Genomic DNA, 23,654 nt, shown 5'->3' with positions numbered 1-23,654 from the left:
TATGTGTAATGTTTTAAACAAGTTTATGTTTGTAAAAACTTTGTGCCGCCTTGGGGTGCTGCTGGCCCTGTGGGGTGTCCCTTTCCTCGCCACTGGGCAGGTGAAGCCCACCATCCAATTTGCCCAAACCAATATCACCATCGTCGAGGGCAGCTCGAACGCCTTGGTGGTGATGTGTCAATACGTGACCAACGCCAGCGTAACGCTGGGCGTGCAGCAGCTCACGGCCAACGGCCTCAATCAGGTTTCGAGCTGGCCGCCTGCCGGCGGGCTGACTTACACCTTTGCCAGTAACAACACGTGGACCATCCCCCTGAGCACGATTTACAACGCGCGCGACCAGGGAACCATGATTCTAAAATTCTTTCTGACCAATGTTATCAACGGCATCCTGACCGTGCAAAGTAATGTGGCGTGGGTTAATATCACCGACACCGATGTGGTTTGGCGCTTGATGGGGGATCCCAATGGCATGGCCCAAGTGAATGGGGCCGGAACGGTTTCGGTTTCCGAGCAGGAACAGTACGTGCTCTTCCGGCTGTCCCGAACCGGCAACCTGAACGCGACGAATTCGGTTACAGTAACGGCGACGCCGCCGGGCCCCAACTGGAGCCTGAACTGGCGTTTCACCACCAACATGTTCGTGTGGAAGCCAGGCTGTTCCAACTACACGATTTCAATTCCCATCTTTTGGAGTGCCGCGACTGGGAATCGGACGTTTACGCTGGCATTAACCACTCCTGATGCCGGTAGCCGGATTGATCCGGCGGCCGCGAGTGTGGTGGTGACGCTGGCGGATTATGTGCCGCTCGGAGCCGCTTGGTTCCGGTTTGCAACGGGACCCAACGTGATTGGCGGTAATATCAACTGGAATTGGACCAATTTCACCCGGGTCGAGGAAGATGCCGGCACCGTAAACGTGGCGGTGGAGCGCATGGGGGATATGGCGGGCGGCTATGACGCGTATTACACAACGATCACGTATGATTGTTTGAATTATCACAAGCCTGGATTGACGAATGCGCAGAATACCATCGGCGACGCGGATTATCAATTAGCCGATGGGATTTTGAACTTTGGCGCTAATGTCAGGTATATCAACATCCCAATTCCGATTAACAATGATCGGTTTGTGGAACTGGATAAAGTGGCGGAAATTTTGATTTATGACACCGGTCCGAAGCCGGGCCAGCCCGCTGATGTGGTGGGCGTGCGTACGTACGGTACGGTCAGGGCGCCGGGCGTCTATGGCGCGTGGGGCGAGTTTTTGTTCACCATTCATTTTGACGATCAGCCGGCCGGGGCGTTTGATCGCCGCTATAATCCGTTCGACCGGCGGTTGAACCAGAACCAGCCCGGCGCGGATCAACCGGTCTGCGCGGTGGCGGTGGACGATCAGGGAAGGACGGTGATTGGCGGCGAATTTCAAAACGTCAATTCCAGTCCGATTAATGGCATCTCCCGCTTGTTGGTGGATGGCACGTTGGATACAACCTTTGCTGCCGGATCGGGCGCGGATGGCAACGTGTATGCCCTCGCGATTTATCCCACCACTTCGACAAATAATGCCGGGAAAATCCTGGTCGGTGGCGAATTCTCCTCCATCAACGGCGTTCCTCGTAATGGCATTGCGCGCCTAAATAAAGACGGCTCGTTGGATACCACATTCGCGCCCGGGAACGGTATTCAGGGCAATATATACGGCGATCCGAACCGGCGCGCCGCAGTCCATTCGATTACGATTATGAATAACGACACCGCTGTCATCGGCGGTGATTTTAGTTTATTCAATAATTTTTCACGTAATGGCGTGGCCCGTTTGAAAGCCGATGGCAGTCTGGATGAGACTTTTGATCCCGGCAGCGGCGCGGATGGTCCGGTATGGACCGTGGCGCAGGAAGACACCGTGCCCATCCTGCTGAACGGCAGCCAATCAGGGGCGGGTCCAATGGAATGGCGCACGAACCTTAACACGGGCGCCAGTTCCGGCACCATCACTCTGGATTATGATTTTTATACTGTCCCGGATACGATCCACATCTATTACGACGGGACTCTTATTTATGATAGCGGTCTGGTTGGTGGCACCAACCATGTCGTCATCCCCTACGGGCCGGGAAGTTCAACGTCCCTTGATTTTGTGATGAACGAGGGTGGCGGTGATCCGTTTACGGTCTGGGATTTTTCGGCGACCATTGTGACGGCTGGCGGGTCTAAAAAGGTGTTGCTGGGTGGCGAATTCTTGAATGTCGGCACGTATTCCCGGCCCGGGGTTGCGCGTTTGAATGGCAATGGCACGGTGGATACATTATTTACTCCGGGCAAAGGCGCCGATGGTCCCGTGTATGCCATCAAGGTTCCGTCGCCCGGACAAATCCTCGTCGCCGGGAATTTCGCCTCCATGGGAGTGACGCCCCGCCGCAGCATTGCGCGGTTGGACAATTATGGGAATGTGGATCCGGCCTTTGATCCCGGACAGGGCGTGGATGGATCGGTGTATGCCATGGTTGTGCAAAACAACGGCCAGGCGATCATTGCGGGCGATTTCCGGTTCTATAACGGCACTGGGCGCACGAATATTGCGCGGTTATTCAACGATGGCACCTTGGACACCACGTTCCTGGACACGTACTATAACCAGTGGCTACCCGGCCTCTATTATCTGGATGATAACAACAATATCGTACCAGGATATGTCAATGCGTTAAGCTTGCAAACCAATGGTCATTTGATGGTCGGCGGACGTTTTGATTTCGGTGGTGGGGGTGCCACCATTGTCGGCTACGCCCCGGTCGAAGGTGGTCCGAATACGTATAATACCAATCTGCTGAATGACGTCAACAGCATGCACACCAATCGGAATTTTACCCGGATTATTGGTGGGGACATGCTGGTGGGTGGCGGGCAAACCAACGCGCCGGGTAATATTGAACTTGTGGACGACGCCTATTCCGTCATGGAAAACGCTGCGTATGTGACAATCACTTTACATCGTATTAACGGACGCTTGGGCACGGCGCAAGTGCCGGTTTATACACGCGATAGCAGTGGTATCGCAGGACGGGATTACGTCCAATTCGCCACCACGGTTACTTGGCCGATCAGCGCCAATGATATTCAGGAAATTCAAATTCCCATCCTCAATAACACCAATCGGGATGGGAATCGTGAATTTGAAATTGTTTTGGGCCAGCCCGCTTGGTATTGGCCTGATCCAAGTACGGCACCGATCCTTCAGCTAACCGCTATTCCCCCTGGTACGGCTGGTTACGTCTCCTCCGGTATTCCCAATCCAGCCTTGGGTTTCCGCTCCACGTCGCGGGTGACGATTTTGGATGATGATGCGTTGCCGGGTACCATTACGTTTGCCAATCCGGTGTATTATGTGAATGAAGGCACCAACTATGCCAGCATCATGGTGGTGCGCACCAACGGGGCCGATAAACGGGTGGATGTGAACGTCATGGCGACCAGCGGTACTGCCACCAATGGGGTGGATTATCAGTGGAATTATACTTGGGCCTCCCCCTACAAGTTAACCTTCAGCCCTAACGTAACGACCCAATTCTTCAGCGTTCGGATTATTGATAATCTGATCAAGCAACCTGAGCATACGTTGAAGTTGAGTCTGTTTGGCGCTTCCGGCGGGGCGGGTCTCGGTCGTACCAATGCCACCTTGGTGATCGTTGATAATGATAATTCCCCTGGTAGTTTGAGTTTTGTCAGCGATTCGTTCCAAGCGTTGGAATCGGATGGCGCGCTCACGATTCCGGTAATGCGTACGGGCGGTGCCACCGGGTTGGTATCGGTGGCCTATGCCATGATTGGTACCGGGCTGAATCCAGCCCAACAAGGGTTGGATTATTTGAACCCCTTGGCCAGTGGGGTATTGTGGTTCTCGAACGGCGTGACGGTGAACACCAATATCAGCATCGTCATCTCGAATCGCCTGGGTATTCAGGGAGATCGAACCCTGACCTTGTTCCTGTCAGCCCCGGGAGGTGGTTCTTACTTGGGATTCCAAAACAATACGACCTTGCTGATCAAGGATACCGACCGATATGGTCAGCTTTCGTTCAGCCGTCCGAGGTATGCGGTGAATGAAAAACAGGTGTCACTGGGCATTGATGTGGTCCGATCAGGCGGGAGTTATAGCAACGTAGCGGTGACGATTGCGCCGTTTACTGACTATCAACCGTTCAGCGCAATTCCGGGCGTGAACTTTCTGCCGGTGTTCACCAATCTGGTGTGGACCCAGGGGGATACCTCGGTCAAGACCTTCTACCTCCCCATCCTGTACACCAATTCGGTGGATGGCAACAAGACCCTCAGTGTGCTGATGCTTAATCTGACCAACGCCACGCTGGGGGATATTACGAATGCCAGCGTGTTGATCGTGGATGCGGAGTCGCAAAATGTGCCGGCTGGCAGCGTAGACACCTCTTTCAATCCCGATCCCGGAATGGATGGATATGTGCAGGCTATCACGCTGCAAAACGACGGCAAGATACTCGTGGGCGGCAGTTTCACGAGCGTCAATGGCATCGGGCGCAGCCGGATTGCGCGCATGGCGGTCAACGGGGTGTTGGATGGCACGTTTGACCCGCTGGATGGTGCCAATGATTCCGTGCAGGCCATTGCCGTCCAGACGGATGGCCGCATTCTGCTCGGTGGACGTTTCACCACGTTTGCTTCCACCAACCGTAACCGGATTGTCCGCCTCAACGCGGATGGTCGCATGGACCCGAGCTTCGACCCTGGTGCCGGCGCTGATAATCCAGTTTATGCGTTGGATGTCTGGAAGGATGGTCGGATTGCCGTGGGCGGGTCGTTTGTGAACTTCAGAGGGTTCACCCGTCCGGCGGTCGCGGTGCTAAATACCAATGGATCAGTGCGGTTGCTTTTCAACGCGGATGGGCAGGGGCCCAATGCGGTGGTTCGGGCCTTGGCGTTTCAGCCGGATGGCAAGTTGTTGATCGCCGGTGATTTCACGTACTATAAGAACCAACCGGTGGGGCATGTGGCGCGCTTGAATGACGATGGGTCGCTGGATACTTCGTTTAATGCTGGCGGGGTTGGCACTGATGGGACGATTTATGCTCTCGATATTGATTACAATGGACGCATTATCATCGGTGGCTTGTTTACTTCGGTCAATGGGGTCCGACGCAACAATCTGGCCCGGTTGAATTCGGATGGCACGTTGGATACGAGCTTCCTGCCCACCGCAGCGGAGATTGGCGCCAATGGCGCGGTGTTTGCGATTTCGCTGCAATCCGATGGCAAAGTGGTGGTCACGGGAGATTTTACCCGGTTTAATAATGTCAGCCGCAACCGTATCACCCGGCTTTTTGATGATGGAACCACCGATCCCACCATCAATTTTGGGACCGGTGCCAATGCCTTCATCGCCGCAGTGGCCAATCAAACCGATGATCAGATCATTATTGGCGGTGGCTTTACCTCCTTCAATGAGTCGCATCGCAATTACTTGGCCCGTTTGATCGGTTATCAGAACCTTGGTTCCGGACAGTTGGAGTTTCTGAAACCTGAGTTCACTTTCTACGAAAGCCAGACGAACGCAGTGATTACGGTTAGGCGCAATGGTGGCACCTCGAATACCGTCGCGATGGGCTTTTCAACCTTGACGAACGTGTTCGCCAATTATACTCCGGCCGTCTCCAATGTGGATTATATCGACACCAATGGCGTGCTGGTTTTCCCGCAGGGCGAAACCTTGCAAACCTTTACGGTGTTACTCATCAGTCACAACGTTCCGGCACCCACCAAGGCCTTGACTTTACAGTTGTCCACCAACGTGCCGGGTGGTGGTGCGCTTGACTTGCAGAGCAGCGCCAACCTGGTAATTGTGGATGATCACGCGGTGATTGGTTTTTCGAGTCCGGTCTATACCGTCAACGAAAATGACGTCAGCGGTTACGCGGTCATCCCGATTTGGCGAATGAGCGGAACCAATACGGACGTGCAGGTGCAGGCGTTCACGACCAACGGAACTGCCACTTCAGGGCTCGACTATCTGAGCACCAACCGTGCGGTGGCGTTTGCCCCTGGGCAGACGAATGCGCTGTTTTTGGTGAAAATAATCCGTAATTATGGGGTGACTGGCAACCGGACCGTCACGTTAAGCCTGAGTTCCACGCCGGGCACGACGGTGTTTTTCGGACAAGCCACGGCCCAGTTGACCATTGTGGATGTGGATACCGCCCCTGGGACATTTAATTTTGCCACGAATCAACTCAGTGTGTTTCAGTACGAGACCAACACTACGGTGTATGTGATTCGCACCAACGGCAGCAGCGGTTTTGCCACCGTGGATTTTAGTACCGAGGGAGGCACCGCCGCCGTTGGTTTGGACTATACGCCCGTAAGCGGCACGCTGGCCTTTGGGGACGGTGAAACGGTGAAATCATTTAATATTCCCATTAAACAGAACTATCAGATGGGCACGAACACAACGGTCAGCCTGCGCTTGAAGAATCCCACCGGCCCGACGGGAATAGCCTTGGGTGATGATCAAGCCAAACTGACCATTATCCAAAGCGATCTCATCAATGGTAGTTTGACCTTCGATGCCCCGAGTTATACGGTAAGCGAAACCAACACCAATGGATTTGCCACGATCACGGTGAAACGGCAGTTTGGCAATTTGGGCAATATCTCGGTGGCTTATTCGACGGGCACGAACGGAAGCGCCATTGTAGGAAGTAATTACTGGCCGACGAATGGTCTGTTGCATTGGACGAATGGCGAAGTTGCCGTGAAAAGCTTCCAGGTGCAGGTCATTAGCAACAACCTCGTCGAAGGTGACAAAACCGTCTGGTTGCAGATTGCATTGCCGACGGGCGGTGCCTCGCTTGGGCTATATTCCAACGCCACCCTGGTGGTTCACGATGAAAGCAATGGACCGGGGATGCTGTCTTTTGCAAAAGCACAGTTCTCCGCTCTCAAAAGTGCTAGTAACGCCGTCATTACGGTGACGCGTACCAACGGTAATCTCGGGACGGTTTCGGTGAATTACGCTACGACAGATGGTTCGGCATTGAACGGCACGCATTATCAAAGTGTCTCCGGTACGTTGGTGCTCACCAACGGTCAGGTTTCCAATACCTTTGCCGTTCCATTGTTATTCCCAAGCGGGACGGATTTGGATAAATTGGTGAATTTGCATCTCTCCAATCCGACCAACGCCACCCTGGTCGGTCTGAGCAACGCCACCTTGGTTATCCAGGAAGTCGGCTCCGTTGCTGGTTCAGTGGATAGTTACTTCCAAGCTGCGGTGGACGGTCCGATCAATGTGGTGTTGGTAAGCACCAACGTCACGGGCGTTACCACGAATATTGAGTTGCTCATCGCCGGTGAGTTTACGACCGTCAACGGAGTGCCGAGCGCCAAGGTCGCCCGGATTGCACGAAACAGTGGGGACGTGGATACCACCTTTAGTGTCACCAACACTCCCAATGGCGGAGTACGCGCGATGGCGGCTCTGGATGATGGGAGCGTGCTTATCGGCGGAACGTTTACGAACATGGGCGGCTTGATAACCAATGTAGTCGGGCCTATTAGGACGGTCGTCGGGCGTATGCCAAGATACTATTTGGCCAAGTTGACGGCCAGCGGTTTGGTGGATGCCGCGTTTATCCCAACCAACGCCTTGGATAACGTTGTGAATGCCATCGCCTTGCAAATGGATGGTAAAATACTGATCGGCGGCGCCTTTACCACGATCTATGGGCAAACACGCAATTACTTGGCCCGGTTGAATACGGATGGAACCTTGGATGCCAGTTTTGCTCCGCTCATCGGTGCCAATGGCGCTGCGGGTACTGTTCATGTCATTGCGGTGGATAATAACAACAATGGCCGGATTATTATTGGTGGTGACTTTACCACCGTCAATAATGTCACGAACAGTGGAATTGCCTGTTTGAACAGGGATGGAACGTTGGTTGCCAACTTTAACACGGGAAGCGGGGCTGATGGGTCGGTGCGTACCATCGTTATTCAGCCGGACAGCAGTATTTTGCTGGGTGGACTTTTCTTGAATGTCAATGGAGTCAGCCGATCACGGATTGCCCGGTTAACTGCGACCGGCGCATTGGATTATTCCTTCGATCCGGGTTTGGGGATGGACCAACCGGTTGCTTCCCTGGCGCTGCAGTCGGATGGTCGGATTTTTGCGGCTGGCACATTTGTCACCGTCAACGGGATTCCCCGCAGCCGGTTGACCAGGCTCATGGCGAATGGCTCGGTGGATCCGAGTTTCAATATCGGTTTGGGTGCGGATAACTACATCAACACTGTGGCGTTGCCCCCCGGATTGAAAGTCGTGATTGGTGGTGGCTTTACCAATTTCAATCAAACGCCGGTGGCGTATCTGGCGCAACTGAACAATGGCACGAATGTGGGGACCGGTGGTTTTGGCTTCGCCTCGCCCAATTACGCGATTGGCGAAGGTGGCACCAATGCGACGATTACGGTGTTGCGGTTCACCGGCGTATCAGGAACCGCCTCGGTGTCGTACGGGGTGCGTGATGGCACAGGGGTGGCGGGGGTCAATTATTCGCCGGTTTCAGGGGTGCTGAATTTTGCCTCAGGAGAATTGATTAAAACCTTTACGGTACCGGTTCTGGACGACGGGTTACCGGATGGCGACCATACCGTTAATTTATTCTTGTATGGCCCCACCGGGGGTGCTGAATTGAAGGCTCAGTCCAACGCGGTGTTGACGGTCATTGAGAACCGCAGTTTGGTGGAATTTACCACGACTGGGTACGGCATTACCAAGGGTAACACCAACGTGGCGATTCAAATTCAACGCAAGGCCGGGTATCAAGGAGTGGCCTCGGTGCTCTTTAGCACCATGGGCGGCACGGCGGCGGCTGGCGTGGACTATGTGCCCACTAACATCGTGGTGACGTTTACCAATGGGCAAGCCAATGCCGTGGCGAACGTGCGCCTGCTCAATAATACCAACGTCACTGGAGATCTCACAGTGTTATTGGCCTTGTCAAACCCGGTTAATGCGACCATGGGCATTTCGAATGCCACGTTGACGCTGGTCGAGCGCTCTATCGGCCCGGGCGTGTTTAGTTTTGCCTATACCAATATGAATGTGGACGAAGCGACCGGCACGGTGAGTGTGGCGGTGTTGCGCCGGTCAGGAGCGTTGGGTAATGCCACCGTGAATTACAGCACGGTGTCGCTTTCGGCCACGCCGAATCAAGACTATGTGCCGACCAATGGCTTGCTCATCTTCGCGGATGGCGAGGTTTCCAAAACGATCCAATTCCAAGTGATCCATAACTACATACCGGAAGGTAATGTGACGTTACAGTTGGTGCTTTCCAACGCCACGGGTGGCGCTTCCTTGAGTCGGAGTGCGAGTACTTCACTGGTGACGATTTTGGATATTGATTTGTCGCCAGGTTCCATCGCCTTTGGCGCTACGACCAACCTGTTTAGTGAAACCAATGGCTTTGCCATCATCTCAGTGAATCGTTTTCAGGGAAGCGTTGGGCCCGTCAGCGTCAACTATGCGACGACTACCAATGGCAATGCTGTGCCAGGGGGCAATTACTGGCCAACCAATGGTGTGGTTTCCTGGGCGGCGGGCGATGTGGCCGTTAAAACTTTCCTCGTGCCGTTAATCAACAGTCCCACCGTGGATGGCGATGTCTCGGTCGGCCTGACACTGTCCAATGTGCAAGGGGGAGCGTTGTTGGGGGCCTTGTCCAATTCGTGGCTGATCGTGCATGATGAAAGCACCGGTATCGGCAAGGTGACGTTTGCTGCCATCAATTATGTGACCACGGAGACAAACATCAATGCGGTGATTGCCGTGTTGCGGACCAATGGAACGGTGGGGACAGTTTCAGCGAATTATGCAACTTCCGATGGTACGGCCACCAACGGGGTGAATTATCTGGCGGTATCTGGCACGCTGACCTTTACCAATGGACAAACCTCGAACGGTTTCTTGGTGCCGCTGATAAGTCGGCCGGGGACGGACGTGAGCAAAAACCTCAATTTGCGGCTGTCTAACTTTACCAATGCTACGCCGGGCTTGATCACGAATGCCACCTTGACCATTTTGGATGGTGATCCAGCGGCAGGATCGGTGGACAACAACTTTCAAGTTTCGTTGGACGGCCCGGTCAACCGGTTGACGGTGATGCCGAGCGTGGGCAATCAAATCACCATTGTGGGCGATTTCACGATGGTCAATGGGCAGCCGATGAACCGGGTGGCCCGGCTGTTCCCGGACGGAACACTTAATGCCACCTTCCAAGCGGGGGGTGGCGGGAATGGGCCGGGTGGGCAAGTGCGAGCGTTGGCTACGTATGGGGATGGACGCGTAATGATCGGTGGTGCGTTTACTCATATCAGTGGAACGTCGCGTAATTATCTCGCGCGGCTGCTGAATAATGGCTCTCTGGATACCAATTTCATGGCGTCGGTCACCGGACCCGATAGCGTCGTCAATGCAGTGGCGTTGCAAGCAGATGGCCAGATTCTAATTGGTGGTTTGTTTGCGTCGGTGAATGGCCAGTCCCAAAACTATCTGGCCCGGTTGAATCCGGATGGCACACTAGACAATACGTTTACCTGCAACATTAGTGGCAGTGTAGCGGCTGGCGCGGTGCGGGCGATCCAGGTGCAGCCGGATGGACGCATCCTTATTGGTGGTGACTTCGTGCTGGTCAACGGGGTCGCTCGTAACCGGATTGCCCGTCTGTATCCGGACGGCAGCTTGGATGCTTCGTTTGATCCGGGGGCGGGTGCTGACGATTCCGTGCGGGTAGTGTTGGCGCAGCCGGACGGCAAGATTCTGCTCGGTGGACTATTCCTGAGTGTGTCGGGAAACAGTCGCGCGCGTATCGCCCGGCTGAATGCGGATGGCTCATCAGATGCCAGTTTCAACCCGGGCAGTGGCGCGAATGAATATGTGCTCTCGCTTGCGTTGCAAGTGGACGGCAAAATTTTGGTGGGTGGCGGGTTTACCGCAATCAATGGTTATCCGCGGAACAATCTGGCCCGCCTGATGTCCAATGGCGCGATTGATACGACGTACAATGTTGGTACGGGGGCCGATAATTATATCAATGTGGTGGCCTTGCAGCCCGACCAGAAGGTGCTGATTGGCGGTGGCTTCACCAGTTTTGACCGGGTGGCGGCTCCGTACTTGGCCCGTTTGAATGGTGGAACCAATCTGGGGACGGGTGCCTTTGAGTTTGCAGCCACCAATTATGTGGTGAACGAAAATGGCTCCAATGCCACGATTACCGTGGTGCGCACGTTGGGGGTATCAGGTCTAACCACCGTGGCTTATGGAATGAGTAACGGCACCGCAGTGGCGGGTGTCAATTATCTGGCTGTTTCTGGCACGTTGACCTTCGCGGATGGAGAAACCATCAAAACCTTTACGGTTCCCATTCTGGATGATCACACGTCAACCAGTAATCGGACGATCAATCTGTTCCTGGCCAATCCGACCGGTGGTGCCCAACTCGCGACTCAGTCCACGGCGGTGCTGACGATTATTGAAAGCATGGGGGTCATTGGATTTGACCGGGCCACTTATAGTGTGACGAGTGGCGCGTCCTTTACCACGATTAACGTGGTGCGCGCTGCCAGTTCCATTGGACTCGCCACGGTGGACTTTACCACCACCGATGGTTCGGCGGTGGCCATGCAGGATTATTGGCCGGTGAGCGGTACCATTACCTTCCTGCCCGGAGAAACCAATGTGACCGTGTACATTTTATTGATCAACAATCCGGTTGCGGGGGATCGTACCATCAATTTGAGTCTGTTTAATCCAACTAATGCCAGTTTAAGTATATCCAATGCCACACTGACGATTGTGGACCGTAATCCGGGGCCGGGGAGCATTGGCTTTAGTGTCGCCAATTACAGCACTCACGAAAATAGCGGATTCGCCAACATTACGGTGCAACGTCTGGGTGGCAGCCTGGGTAATGTTTCAGTGGATTTCGGCATTAATGTGGCGGCTGGCAACGCTACCGTGGGGTTGGATTATCAGATGACCAATGGCACCCTGCGGTTTGCGGACGGCGAAACGGTCAAGACTTTCACTGTGCCAGTAATGAATGACAATATGGCGGCGGGAGACAAGACGGTGGTTTTGACCCTTGCCAACCCATCTGGCGGAGCAACTTTGAATCCGTCACTCAGTACGGCTGTATTGACCATTATTGATGATGATGTCATGCCGGGTTCCTTTGTTTTCACCACCAATGGCTATTATGTGGTGGAGGGATACACGTATGCGCTGATCTCGGTCTTGCGCACCAACGGAGGGAGCGGCACGGTGTCCGTGAATTTTGCCACGATACCGGGCGGCACGGCGGTGGATGGGGTGGATTATGTGGGGAGTAGCGCCACGCTGGTGTTCACCAACAAAGAAATGTCCAAAGACCTCTATATCCCCATCATGGATAATCCCGCCGTGGATCCCACCAAGACGGTGCTCTTGCGGCTGTTCAACCCGGTCGGCGGGGCCACTTTGGGCACACCGTCGGATGCGGTTTTGTATATCCTGGAAAACCAAGCTGTCCTGAACTTCAGCCAGAGTAATTATTCCGTACTCGAGGGTGGCGGGTCAGTGACGGTTACGGTGATTCGCAGCAACAGCACGTTCGGTACGGTCAGTGTGGACTATAGTACGGGTGGTGGCACGGCCAATAGCGGTACCGATTACACCCCGGTCAATGGCACGCTGGTCTTTAACTATGGCGAAACCATTAAAAGTTTCACGGTTCCCATCATTGACAACAGCTACACCAATGCCAACAAAACCATCAATTTAAGTCTGAGTAAGATCGTCGGCTCGGCGATGCCTGGCAGCCAGGCCAACTCGATGATTACCATTCTGGATGATGACAGCGTGGTTTCCCTGGATTCCACCAATTACACGGTGCGGGAAAGCGGCGGGCAACTGCCGGTAACCATTACACGTACCGGCAGTGTCAACGGTCCGGCTTCCGTGAATGTCGTGACGACCAATGGCACCGCCTTGGCGGGTGTGCATTTCGTGGGCACCAACCAGACGGTGTTCTTCGCCGCCGGCGAAACCTTGAAAGTGGCCTATCTGCAAATTATTGACAATAAGGTGAGCCAAGGCAACCGGACGTTCGGGATCAACCTGACGCAGCCTTCGGCGGGTACGACTGTGGCGTCCGGTTCTGGCGGCGCAAGTATCATGATTCTGGATGATTACGTGCCCATCTTGGTGCCCGTGAGCGCCGCGCTGGTTTCTGAGAACCTGATCACCAATGGGGTGATTGATCCGGGTGAAACTGTGACGCTCAACCTGTCATTGCGCAATCTGGGCAGGCTGCCAGCGACGAATTTAGTAGCCACCCTCTTGGCGACCAACGGGATAAGCCTCGGTACGACTAACACGATGCAGGCCTATGGGACACTTGGTTACCTCGCCACCGCCTCGCGTCCGTTTACCTTTACTGTCACGGCGGCCAAGGGGACGTTGTTGCCAATCACGCTGAGTTTGACCAATGGTTCCACGAACTTCGGTACGGTTACGTTCACCTTCATTGTCGGCGAGGGTTCCGTTCGGTTCGTAAACAGCAATCCTATTACCATCACTAGCCCCGCCATTGGCACCGCTCAAAGCCCCGCCAATCCATATCCGTCGCCCATCTCCGTTTCCGGTATCTCAGGTATTATCACCAAGGTGACGGTAACGCTGAGTAATCTGAGTCATACCTCTCCGCGAGACATGGAAATCATGCTCGTGGGTCCGCAAGGGCAGCGGTCGGTGCTGATGTCACAGACCATTGGCAATCTTACCGGGTTGACGAACGCAACGCTGACCTTTGACGATGCGGCGGGAGCATTGCCTCAATCTGGTTACGTGCCAGGTGGCACCTATCGTCCTACCAGCTATGGTTCCATCGGTTTTGCCGCGCCTGCGCCGTCTGGAGCGGTCACGAATCTGGCGGTCTTTAACGGCACTGATCCGAATGGGACCTGGTTGTTGTATGTGCAGGACGACATGCAATATGATGACGGCCTGATGGCCAAAGGCTGGGCGATCAACGTCCAATATCAGCAAAAACTTGTCGCCAATGCCGATTTGGAGGTCAAGGCGTATAGTAGTCCCGCCCCGGTTGTGGCGACGAGTAACCTCACTTACTACATTACCGTGACCAATAACGGACCATCTGCCGCGTCGGGCGTTAAACTCACCAATACGTTGCCGGTTGGTGCGGTGCTGATATCCTCGAACCTCACGACCGGTAGTTTTTCTGTCAATGCCGGCCAAGTGGTTGCTAACGTGGGTAATCTGGCGATTGGCGGTGGTGCTCAGATGCTGTTGGTTGTGCAAGTGCCGTTCGCCGGTGTGGCGACCAATACCATTGTGGTTTCTGGCAGTCTGAATGACCCGGTATTGGATAACAATGTGGCGACGACTCTCACGCTGGTCAAATCCTTGCCGCCGGTGTTGCGAACATTGCTCAGTAGTGGCAACATCAGAAGTGGTGGTCTGCAATTAGGTTTCAGCGGCTCGCCAGGCATGATGTTCTACATTGATAACACTACGACCTTGACCAACTGGACCCGCATCGCCACCAATGTCATGACCGGTTCCTCCACCAATATCGCGATTGATCCGAAATGGCTTACTGGCCAGAAAGGATTCTTCCGCATTGTGGTGCCTTAAGGCGGTTGGCAAAAATGCATCAGGCAGAGCAGGGGATTTGCTGGGTGTGCCCAGCGTCCTTTGGGTGGTGCTTCATTTCAGGTAGGGCCGTTTTGATCCCGTTGAACATGCCAGACGGAGATACCGGTCAAGCTGTTGTTGCTTGAGTTCGTGACCTCGTTTTTTTAACTTTCCACCCGGAAGAATTTTAGGCAGAGTGCCCTCCAGACCTATGCCAAAGAAAAATTATAAATTCTGTTTCGGCCCGTGGAACCTCAGTGAAGGCCAGGATCCCTACGGTCCGCCCACGCGTATCGCTCAATCCTTCGATTGGAAGCTCGAACAACTCAAAAAGCATGGATTTGATGCGATGATGTTCCATGACGATGATGCCGTCCCGGACATTGATAACAAGAATGACGCCCAGCTCCGCCAGGAATCCAAGCAGTTGAAGAAGCGCCTGGACGACGCGGGCATCGCGGCGGAAATGGTGGCCCCCCGCTTATGGTTTAGTCCCAACACCATTGATGGCGCCTATACCAGCAATGACGCCAAGTGCCGTCAGTATGCCATTGAACGGTCGTTGCGCTGCATTGATGTGGCGCGTTATCTCGGCACTGATTTGATCGTCTTGTGGCTGGCGCGCGAAGGGTCTTATATTCGGGAATCGAAAAACGCCCGGCGCGCGGTGGATCAGTTGGTCGAGGCGGTGGATGCGATGTTGTCATACGACAAGCAGATTCGCATCGTCATCGAGCCCAAGCCCAATGAACCGATGGATCACGCCTACGTACCCACGATTGGCCATGCCCTGGCGATTGCACAACTAACGTGCGATGCCAAACGGGTCGGCTGTTTGATCGAGAGTGCCCACGCCATCCTCGCCGGGTTGGACCCTGCAGACGAAATTGATTTTGCCATGGCGTTCGGCAAATTGTGGTCCTTGCATCTGAATGATCAGAACGGTTTAAAATTCGATCAGGACAAACCGTTTGGCAGCGCCAACCTGCGTGTGGCGTTCAATCAGGTGCGCGCCCTCGAACGCAACGAGTACGGAAATCATGGCGAATATGTCTGTTTCGATGTGCATCCGTTCCGCGCCACCAAAGCGGAGCATTGGATGGCGCATTTGGTCAACAGCCGGAGCACCTTCCTGCGATTGGTTCAAAAAGCGCGCAGTTTCGACGAAAAGGCAGCCAAAGCGTTGGTGGCCAATCGTGATTATCAGGCCCTTGACCAAATGGTGCTGGAGCATTTGATGGGCAAGTGACGCGCCTGAAGCTTGTTCCTGCCAGGAAGCGAAAGGGGAGAATTCCCTGGAACCAGATTTCGCTTTTTGAATCCATGAACCTGAAAGTGGGGGTTCCTGGGGAAGCCCAACCGCAAACGTAGGTGACGATGTAACGAGTCTCAAATATGGTGGCGCGGGAAATTTTGGAGTGCGGTGACAACAGCCGGGGGGAGAACGGGGCGGATGGCGACACCGCTTTGGATTTACTCGGTCCAGTTGCGTGAGCGCGGGAGTCCACTGCGGCTTCCCAATTACGTCAGGCGGCATGCCGCCGCCCAGCGGGACGGAATAATCACAGGATGGCTTGTGCGCCCATCCAAAGCGGCGTCGCGGCCCCCTCCCCACGAACCAAAGAATTTCGCTCTTTGTGAAAGTGGGGGTTTCTAGGGAGGGGAAGCAGATCGAGTTTTACCCCACGCATCTTTTAGGCTTTGAAAATGGTGGGTGGGGTGGTAGGTTCCGCCCCCTTAATTGTTGTTCAAATGGAATACAAAGACACATTGAATCTGCCGCGCACGGATTTCGCCATGAAGGCGGACCTGGTGACGCGTGAACCCCAGCGCCTTGCCCAGTGGGAGGCTCGAAACTTGTATTGGGAAATCCAAGCCGCGCGCGCCCATGCTCCCAAGTTCGTGCTGCATGACGGCCCGCCCTTCGCCAACGGCGACGTCCACATCGGCACCGCGCTGAACAAAATTCTCAAGGACATCATCATCCGGTATAAAACGCTGCGTGGCTTTAACGCCCCGTATGTGCCCGGCTGGGATTGTCACGGACTGCCCATCGAATTCAAGGTCACCCAGGACATGCGCAAGGCGGGCGACACCACGGCTGATCCTGTGGCCATCCGCAAAGCCTGCGAGGTCTATGCCCGCCGGTTCATTGATACCCAGCGCGTTCAGTTCAAGCGCCTAGGCGTGCTGGGCGACTGGGAGAATCCATACCTGACGCTGAACAAGGAATACGAGGCGCAGGAACTGCGCTTGTTCGCCGACCTGGTGGAAAAAGGGTTCGTGTATCGCGGCAAGAAGCCGGTGTATTGGAGCATCCCCTGTCGTACGGCCTTGGCCGAGGCGGAAGTGGAATACGGCGACCATGTCAGCCCCAGCGTGTATGTAAAATTCCCGGTGGTCGGACACGATAACACCTATATCATCATCTGGACCACCACGCCGTGGACGCTGCCCGCCAATCTGGCGGTGGCGTATAATTCCACCTTCACCTATTCGCTCGTGCGCGTGCCGCGCCAGGATAATCCGGAGCTTTCCGAGGATTACATTGTCTCCACCATGTTGCTGGGGACGATCGCTGAAAAGTGCGGCTGGGAATACAGCATCATTCGCAGCCTCGATGGCGATCACCTGAAGTTGCTGGAGTTCCAGCATCCGTTCTGCGAGCGCACCGGCAAGCTTTTTGCCGGGGACGACTTTGTGGATAACACCACTGGCACCGGCTTTGTGCATATCGCGCCCGGTCACGGTTTGGAAGATTATCAACTTGGGCGGCGCAACGGCTTGCCCATCTATTCTCCGGTGGATGACGACGGACGATTGGCGATCACCACCGATCTGCCGCGCGAACAGCAGATGCCCGAGGCGCTCTTGGGCAAGTCCATCCTGGAAAAGCACGGCAAGAGCGATGCCAACGAAGCGGTGCTCCATGAATTGCGCACGCGGCATGCGCTGGTGCATCAGGAGAATTATCACCACAGCTATCCGCATTGCTGGCGCAGCAAATCGCCGGTGATCTTCCGCGCCATGGACCAGTGGTTCATTCGGGTGGATCATCAGCAATTCCGGCAGCAGGCCCTGGCGGAAATTGACAACGTCACCTGGGTGCCCGAGTGGGGTGTCAACCGTATCAAGGGCGCAGTGGAAACCCGCCCTGACTGGTGCATCTCGCGCCAGCGTTCGTGGGGCGTGCCCATCCCGGCGTTTTACGACGCGCAATCCAATCCCATCCTGGATGCGCGCGTGGTGCGGGCGGCGGCCGATTTGTTCGAGAAGCACGGGAGCAATGCCTGGTTTGAAAAGACAGCGGCGGAATTATGGACACTGCTCAAGCCGACAGATTGGAACGGCCCGGAAGCCGTCGCCAAATCCGGCGATACCCTGGATGTGTGGATTGATTCCGGCACCAGTTCCCGCGCCGTCCTGATGCAGCGCCCGGAATTGCAGCACCCCGGTAAAACCGGCAAGGATCAATGGCAGGCGGATGTCTATCTGGAAGGCTCGGACCAGCATCGCGGCTGGTTCCAATCCTCCTTGCTGCTATCCCTGGCGGGCAATGGTGCCGCTCCGTTCAAGACCGTCCTGACCCATGGGTTCATGGTGGACGCGGACCGCGAAAAAATTTCCAAGAGCAAGCAAGGGCAGGGGGGCTATGTCAAACCACAGACGTCCGAGCAGTACATCAAGGATTTCGGTGGCGATGTGGTGCGGCTCTGGGTGGCCTCGCAGGATTATCGCAACGACATTGTCGTCAGCGAGGAGCGTGTGCGCAAAGTGGGCGAAACCTATCGTGTCATCCGCAATGCGCTGCGTTACCAGCTTTCCAACCTGTTTGATTTCGATCCGGCCAAGCACGCCGTGCCGGATGCCGAATTGACTGGGCTTGACCGCTGGATTCTGGGCGAGTTCGGCAAGCTGGAACAGGCGGTCACGGCTGCCTATGAGACGTTTGAATTCCATGTGGTCTATCAGCGGATCAGCCAGTTTGCGGCGGTGGAACTTTCCGCCATGTACCATGACCTCGTGAAAGACCGGCTGTACACCGATCCTGCGCAGTCCGCGCGGCGGCGTTCCACCCAAACCGCTCTCTATCGTCTGGTCACTGGCTTGAGCCAGTTGCTTTCTCCCATCCTGGCGTTCACGTCGGATGAAGCCTGGGAGCACATCCCGGGCCGTCCCACGCCGTCCGTACATGCCAGCGATTGGAAACCGGTGGGGCTCACCCAATCTGAGGAAGATAATTCCGTCTGGCAGCGTCTGTTTGCCTTGCGCGAAGCGGCTCTGCCGGAATTGGAAAAAGCCCGGCAATCCAAGCACATTGGCAAATCACTGGAGGCCAAAGTGTCCTTTACCTTGCCCGCCGCGGATGCCGCGCTGGCGCAAGCGCACGGTCCCGCGCTGCAGGAACTGCTGAATGTTTCCCAGTTGGCGGTGCAAACCGGGGAGACCCTTGCGGTAACGGTTACCAAGGCGGAAGGCGAGAAATGCGAACGCTGCTGGCATTGGGAGACCAATGTGGGCGGCAACCCGGCCCATCCCACGCTCTGTGCGCGCTGTTTGCCGGCGGTGAAGCTCGCGTAAGCTGCCTATGAGTTGGCGCGACCATATTGTTGCCTATATTCATGAACAGGCCCAGCCGCCGGATAAGTTCAGTCACCAGGCGCGCCTGTATCATTTGACCCGCAAAATCGGTGAAGGGTTGACGTATGATGACGACATCGTCTTTGCGGCGGCGTGGATGCATGACTTGGGGGTGTTTATCGGACACCGTCCGGAAGATCCCGTGGAATTGGCCCATTGGGATTGCGTGGCGTATGCCATGCACATGACGCCGGAAATCCTGGCCAAGTTGGGTTTTCCCCATGCCAAAATTGCCGCCGTAGTGGAGGCGATTCGCACGCATCAACCCCAGGCGGAACCCAAAACCCAGGAGGGATTGATTCTGCGCGATGCCGACATCCTGGAGCAGTTGGGCGCGGTGAATATCATGCGCATGTTTGCCAAGGTGGGACGCGATACGCGGTACCAGACCTTCAGCGATGCGCTGGCGGTATTGCAAAAGTGCCTGAATACCTTGCCTCCGCAATTACGCTTGGAAAACGCCCGCACTTTGGCCCAGCCCCGCATCAGAATCCTGATGGATTTCCTGCAGGCCGCCCGCCAGGAAGCGGATGGGCAACCGTTGTAAGTGCGCGGGCGAGGACCGGGAGCAGGTTCAACGAATAACTGACCATTGTATCAGGCTGGCTGCGTGAGCAATGATGGCCGGGAAGATATGGGTTTAGTTACTTGCTTAAATTATGGTACTTGACCGCGCGGTCAAACAATAGTATTTGAGCAATATGAGTCGGTCATTGGCCCCAAGAATGGTAGAAGAAATCCCGCGCCGGCTGGCGGAGTTGCTGGCTGTGCCGCCGGGCCGCGTCAACGTCAAACTCGAACCGGTAGTACCTGGAGACGAAAATAACCGGGCGGATTTGCTGATGTCGGCGGGGAACTTGCACTTCGCCGTGGAGTGGAAGGCGTCCGGTCAGGCTTCCGCGGTGGCGATGGCGATCCGATCCATCTGCCGGTTTGTCGAAAAATCCCCCCAAAAATTCATCCCATTGGTGGCTGTGCCTTTCATTGGCGAAGTCGGGCGAAAACTGTGCGAGGAAGCGGAGGTGTGCTGGTTGGATTTGTCGGGCAACGCCTATCTGGCCGGGCCGGGTTTGCGAGTGAGGATCGAAGGTAAGCCGAACCAGTTTAAGCGTGCGGGGCGGCCACGTAGCTTGTTCGCCCCAAAGAGTGCGCGGATTTCCCGTTGGCTGCTGCTAGAACCGGAGCGTGCGTTCACGCAGCGGGAACTGGCGAGGACGTGTGGTTTGGATGAAGGTTTTACCAGCCGCATTGTCCGGCAACTGGAAGCGCAGCAATTGGTGGTGCGCGATTCAAATGGTGCGGTTAAAGTCGCGGACTATGACGCGCTGCTGGCTGCCTGGCGCGAGGTTTACGATTTTTCCAGGCATCGCATTGTGCGTGGTCACATCGCGGCGCGCTCCGGCGATGAGGTGCTGCGCCAATTGGCCGGGCAGTTGAAGCAAGGTAAATGCGAGTACGCGGTCACCGGCTTGGCGGGAGCGTGGCTGCTGAACCAATTCGCCGGCTTCCGACTCGTCGTCTTCTACGTCGCACAAATCCCATCTGCCGCAGCACGTCAGGCGATGGGCTTCCATGAGGAACAACGTGGCGAAAATGTGTGGTTCGTCGTGCCGAATGATGAAGGTGTGTTTCATGGGGCGGAAGCGCGCAATGGCATCCGCTGTGTTCATCCGGTGCAGGTGTATCTGGATTTGAAAAATCATCCCGAGCGGTCGGTGGAAGCAGCGGATCAGTTGTGGCAGAAACTCTTGAGGAAGGGCGGCCATGCCTGAGAAACCAACGACTGCCGCCGGTTATCCGCCCGCCCAGATGGCACGCGTAAAATCCACCTGCCTGTATCTTGCTACGAAGCTCGGCGATTTGATGCCGGAACTGGTGGTTGTGGGTGGGCTTGTGCCGTCACTGCTGATTGACCAACAGAATTTGCCGGAGAATGTGCCCCCTCACGTTGGCACACTGGATTTGGACTTGGGGCTGGCGTTCGCGCTGGTGGGTGAACAACGGTATCAGGAGGTCGCTGAGCGCCTGCGGAATGCCAAGTTCACTGTGGATGTCAATGAAAACGGGCAACCCACCCGGCAGCGCTGGCGCATTAGCGATCCGCCGGTGACGGTGGATTTTCTGATCGAGCCGGAGCAGAGCGCTGAAGCGCAGGCGGGACGGTTGTTTCCTCTCACGAAAGATTGGGCGGCGATCATTGCGCCCGGATTGCATCTGGCGTTTAAGAACCATCAGTCCGTGACGCTGGCTGGACGAACCATTGCCGGGGAAACTGCCACTCGGGTTCTTCGTGTGTGCGGGGCAGGGGCGTTTGTCGCGCTCAAAGCCCTTGCGTTCCACATTCGCGGTGAGAACAAGGATGCCTATGATTTGTTTTATGTACTCCGGAATTACGGTCGTGGTGTTTCGGATGTGTCGGCGCAACTGCGTCCGTTGCTTGCAGACGGCAGCGTCGTAAAAGCCCTGAAACACTTGCAGGCTGATTTCCTTGATCCCGATGCCATTGGTCCAAGGCGCGTTGCCGAATTTCTGTACGGGCGTCCCGATCCGGAAATCCAAGCAGATGCCGTTGGTTTCGTTCGCCAAATCCTTCAGGATTGCAGCCCATGAAAACCCAGTTCCGGCATTGCGGAAGTCATCGGGTGGCAGCGTCTTGCTTCTGCACGTATTTGCTTTGCTCTGATGGCGATGTCATGTTGAAGTTAAAGCGGTGACCGACGAGCCCACCCATTCTGTGCCGGGAAAAATCCGGATCGCCCTGAGCCATGGCCCCTTCATGCGGTACATGGCGGGGGAAGCCGTATCCATGACCGGCACCTGGATGCAGGTGATGGCCCAGAACTGGGTGATGACCTACCTCACCACCAGCGCCATGGTGCTCGGCATGGTCAATTTCGCCGCCGGCATTCCCATGATCGCCTTTTCCATGATCGGCGGGGTCTGTGCGGATCGCTACGATCGGCGGGGCATTTTGCTGGCAACCCAGGTTGTGCAAATCATCCTGGCGCTGCTGGCGGGTTGGCTGGTGGCCAGCGGGCGGATTCAAATCTGGCACGTGGTGGTGATTGCCGCCATCATCGGGGTCTCGAATTCCTTTGAAATGCCCGCCGCGTCCGCGCTGGTTCCCGAACTGGTCCCCAAGGAACACCTGGCCACGGCCATTGCCATTGACCGGTCCGTTTTTCATGGCACGCGCCTGATTGGCCCGGCGGTGGCCGGTTATGTGATTGGCCTGTGGGGGACGGCGTCGGCGTTTTATCTGAATGCCTTTTCATTCGTGGCCCTGATGGCCGCGCTGTTCAGCCTGCCGCCGCGCCTGCCGGGAACCGCCGAGGAAGAATCGCGCCGCCGTGGCGGCATCAAGGAAGGCATTCAATATGCCCGCTCGGACAAGCCCACCCTGGCCATGATCGCCTTGATCGGGTCCATCACCGTATTTGTCTTTCCGGTCATGGTGGTCATGCTGCCGTTGTATGCCCGCAACGTGCTGCATCTGGGGGCGCATCACATGGGCTTGCTGATGGGCGTCTCGGCGTTTGGATCGTTTGCCGGCTCGATCACCTTGCTGACGGTGCCGAGGCACACGCGTTGCCGATTAATGATGGTGGCGGTGGTTGGGGTGGTGGTGGCCATGATCAGTTTGGCTCTGGCTCACCGTTTCGCGGTTGCGGGAGCCGCGTTGATCCTGCAATCGCTCGGCGTATCCACCTTGATTGGCATCGCCAACACCATTGTTCAGGAACGCGCGCCCAACGCGTTGCGCGGACGGGTCTCCGCCCTCGTGGGGCTGAGCTTCTTCGGGCTGATGCCCTTTGCCAGCCTGGGCATCACCAGCCTGGCGGATTGGGTGGGCATGCGGGAATCGCTGCTGATTGCGGCGGGCCTTTACGCGGCGGTTTCCATTCCCGTCCTGATCGGGTCCCGCAAGCGAATCTGTGAAGAATCAGGGAAGAATGCCGAAAGCCCGAACGCCGAGCCGGGGAAGTGATGCTAGGTTGTCCTTCAGTTTATCAAGGAAGACCCCGGGTGTGCTGTTACGCATTTGACTTTTTTCTCACGGGGCTGCCCCAGATATTGGAGGTAGTGATCCTCAGCTCCAACGGAGTTGCGGTTTCCCAAAACAAAACCGTGTTCCGTTGAATCCACGTCAGGAACGGTAAAAATTTCTTTTAGCTGGCAGATTTGCCGGGAGCAAGGTATTGTTACCGCATGATAGCGGAAGAAGTTAAAGCTCTGCCGATTGACCGAAAGCTTCAGATCATGGAGGCTATCTGGGAGGATTTCCGGG

At 55.7% G+C, this 23,654-nt stretch carries 8 protein-coding genes; 7 read left to right on the top strand and 1 reads right to left on the bottom strand.

From position 1 onward, the window contains the following. Positions 1-25 precede the first annotated feature (25 nt). The 7 genes from WCO56_06815 to WCO56_06785 all read left to right on the top strand — a co-directional run bounded on the left by WCO56_06815 (position 26) and on the right by WCO56_06785 (position 23,354). Positions 26-14,725 (top strand): Calx-beta domain-containing protein, encoded by a 14,700-nt coding sequence (locus WCO56_06815; GenBank protein MEI7729264.1) that lies wholly within the window; start codon positions 26-28, stop codon positions 14,723-14,725. Between the two features lie 211 nt (positions 14,726-14,936). After that, positions 14,937-15,974, top strand: coding sequence for a TIM barrel protein (locus WCO56_06810; GenBank protein ID MEI7729263.1), 1,038 nt, complete (start codon positions 14,937-14,939; stop codon positions 15,972-15,974). Between the two features lie 503 nt (positions 15,975-16,477). Continuing rightward, positions 16,478-19,306 (top strand): isoleucine--tRNA ligase, encoded by a 2,829-nt coding sequence (gene ileS, locus WCO56_06805; GenBank protein ID MEI7729262.1) that lies wholly within the window; start codon positions 16,478-16,480, stop codon positions 19,304-19,306. A gap of 7 nt (positions 19,307-19,313) precedes the next feature. Further along, a complete protein-coding gene (locus tag WCO56_06800) occupies positions 19,314-19,913 on the top strand; it encodes an HD domain-containing protein (GenBank protein ID MEI7729261.1) in 600 nt (199 codons plus the stop codon). 154 nt (positions 19,914-20,067) lie between these two features. Then, positions 20,068-21,138 carry a type IV toxin-antitoxin system AbiEi family antitoxin gene (locus tag WCO56_06795; GenBank protein MEI7729260.1) on the top strand — a complete coding sequence of 357 codons (1,071 nt, stop codon included), beginning with the start codon at positions 20,068-20,070 and terminating at the stop codon, positions 21,136-21,138. Beyond that, positions 21,131-21,976, top strand: coding sequence for a hypothetical protein (locus WCO56_06790; protein ID MEI7729259.1), 846 nt, complete (start codon positions 21,131-21,133; stop codon positions 21,974-21,976). The genes WCO56_06795 and WCO56_06790 overlap by 8 nt, the downstream gene beginning before the upstream one ends. Before the next feature lie 100 nt (positions 21,977-22,076). Beyond that, positions 22,077-23,354, top strand: a complete 1,278-nt coding sequence (locus tag WCO56_06785; protein ID MEI7729258.1) for an MFS transporter — start codon at positions 22,077-22,079, stop codon at positions 23,352-23,354. A 14-nt stretch (positions 23,355-23,368) separates the two neighbouring features. Here the strand turns inward: WCO56_06785 and WCO56_06780 are convergent. Beyond that, a partial coding sequence (locus WCO56_06780; protein ID MEI7729257.1) for a hypothetical protein occupies positions 23,369-23,654 on the bottom strand: 286 nt, incomplete at its 5' end.

The sequence above is a fragment of the Verrucomicrobiota bacterium genome (genome assembly GCA_037139415.1).
GTDB lineage: Bacteria > Verrucomicrobiota > Verrucomicrobiia > Limisphaerales > Fontisphaeraceae > JBAXGN01.
Note: the sequence above shows the minus strand (reverse complement) of the source record. Positions and strands in the feature narration are given on the sequence as shown.

Coding starts and splice junctions, on each gene's coding strand:
- WCO56_06815 (MEI7729264.1), top strand. CDS start 26: ATGTTTGTAAAAACTTTGTGCCGCCTTGGGGTGCTGCTGGCCCTGTGG.
- WCO56_06810 (MEI7729263.1), top strand. CDS start 14,937: ATGCCAAAGAAAAATTATAAATTCTGTTTCGGCCCGTGGAACCTCAGT.
- ileS (MEI7729262.1), top strand. CDS start 16,478: ATGGAATACAAAGACACATTGAATCTGCCGCGCACGGATTTCGCCATG.
- WCO56_06800 (MEI7729261.1), top strand. CDS start 19,314: ATGAGTTGGCGCGACCATATTGTTGCCTATATTCATGAACAGGCCCAG.
- WCO56_06795 (MEI7729260.1), top strand. CDS start 20,068: ATGAGTCGGTCATTGGCCCCAAGAATGGTAGAAGAAATCCCGCGCCGG.
- WCO56_06790 (MEI7729259.1), top strand. CDS start 21,131: ATGCCTGAGAAACCAACGACTGCCGCCGGTTATCCGCCCGCCCAGATG.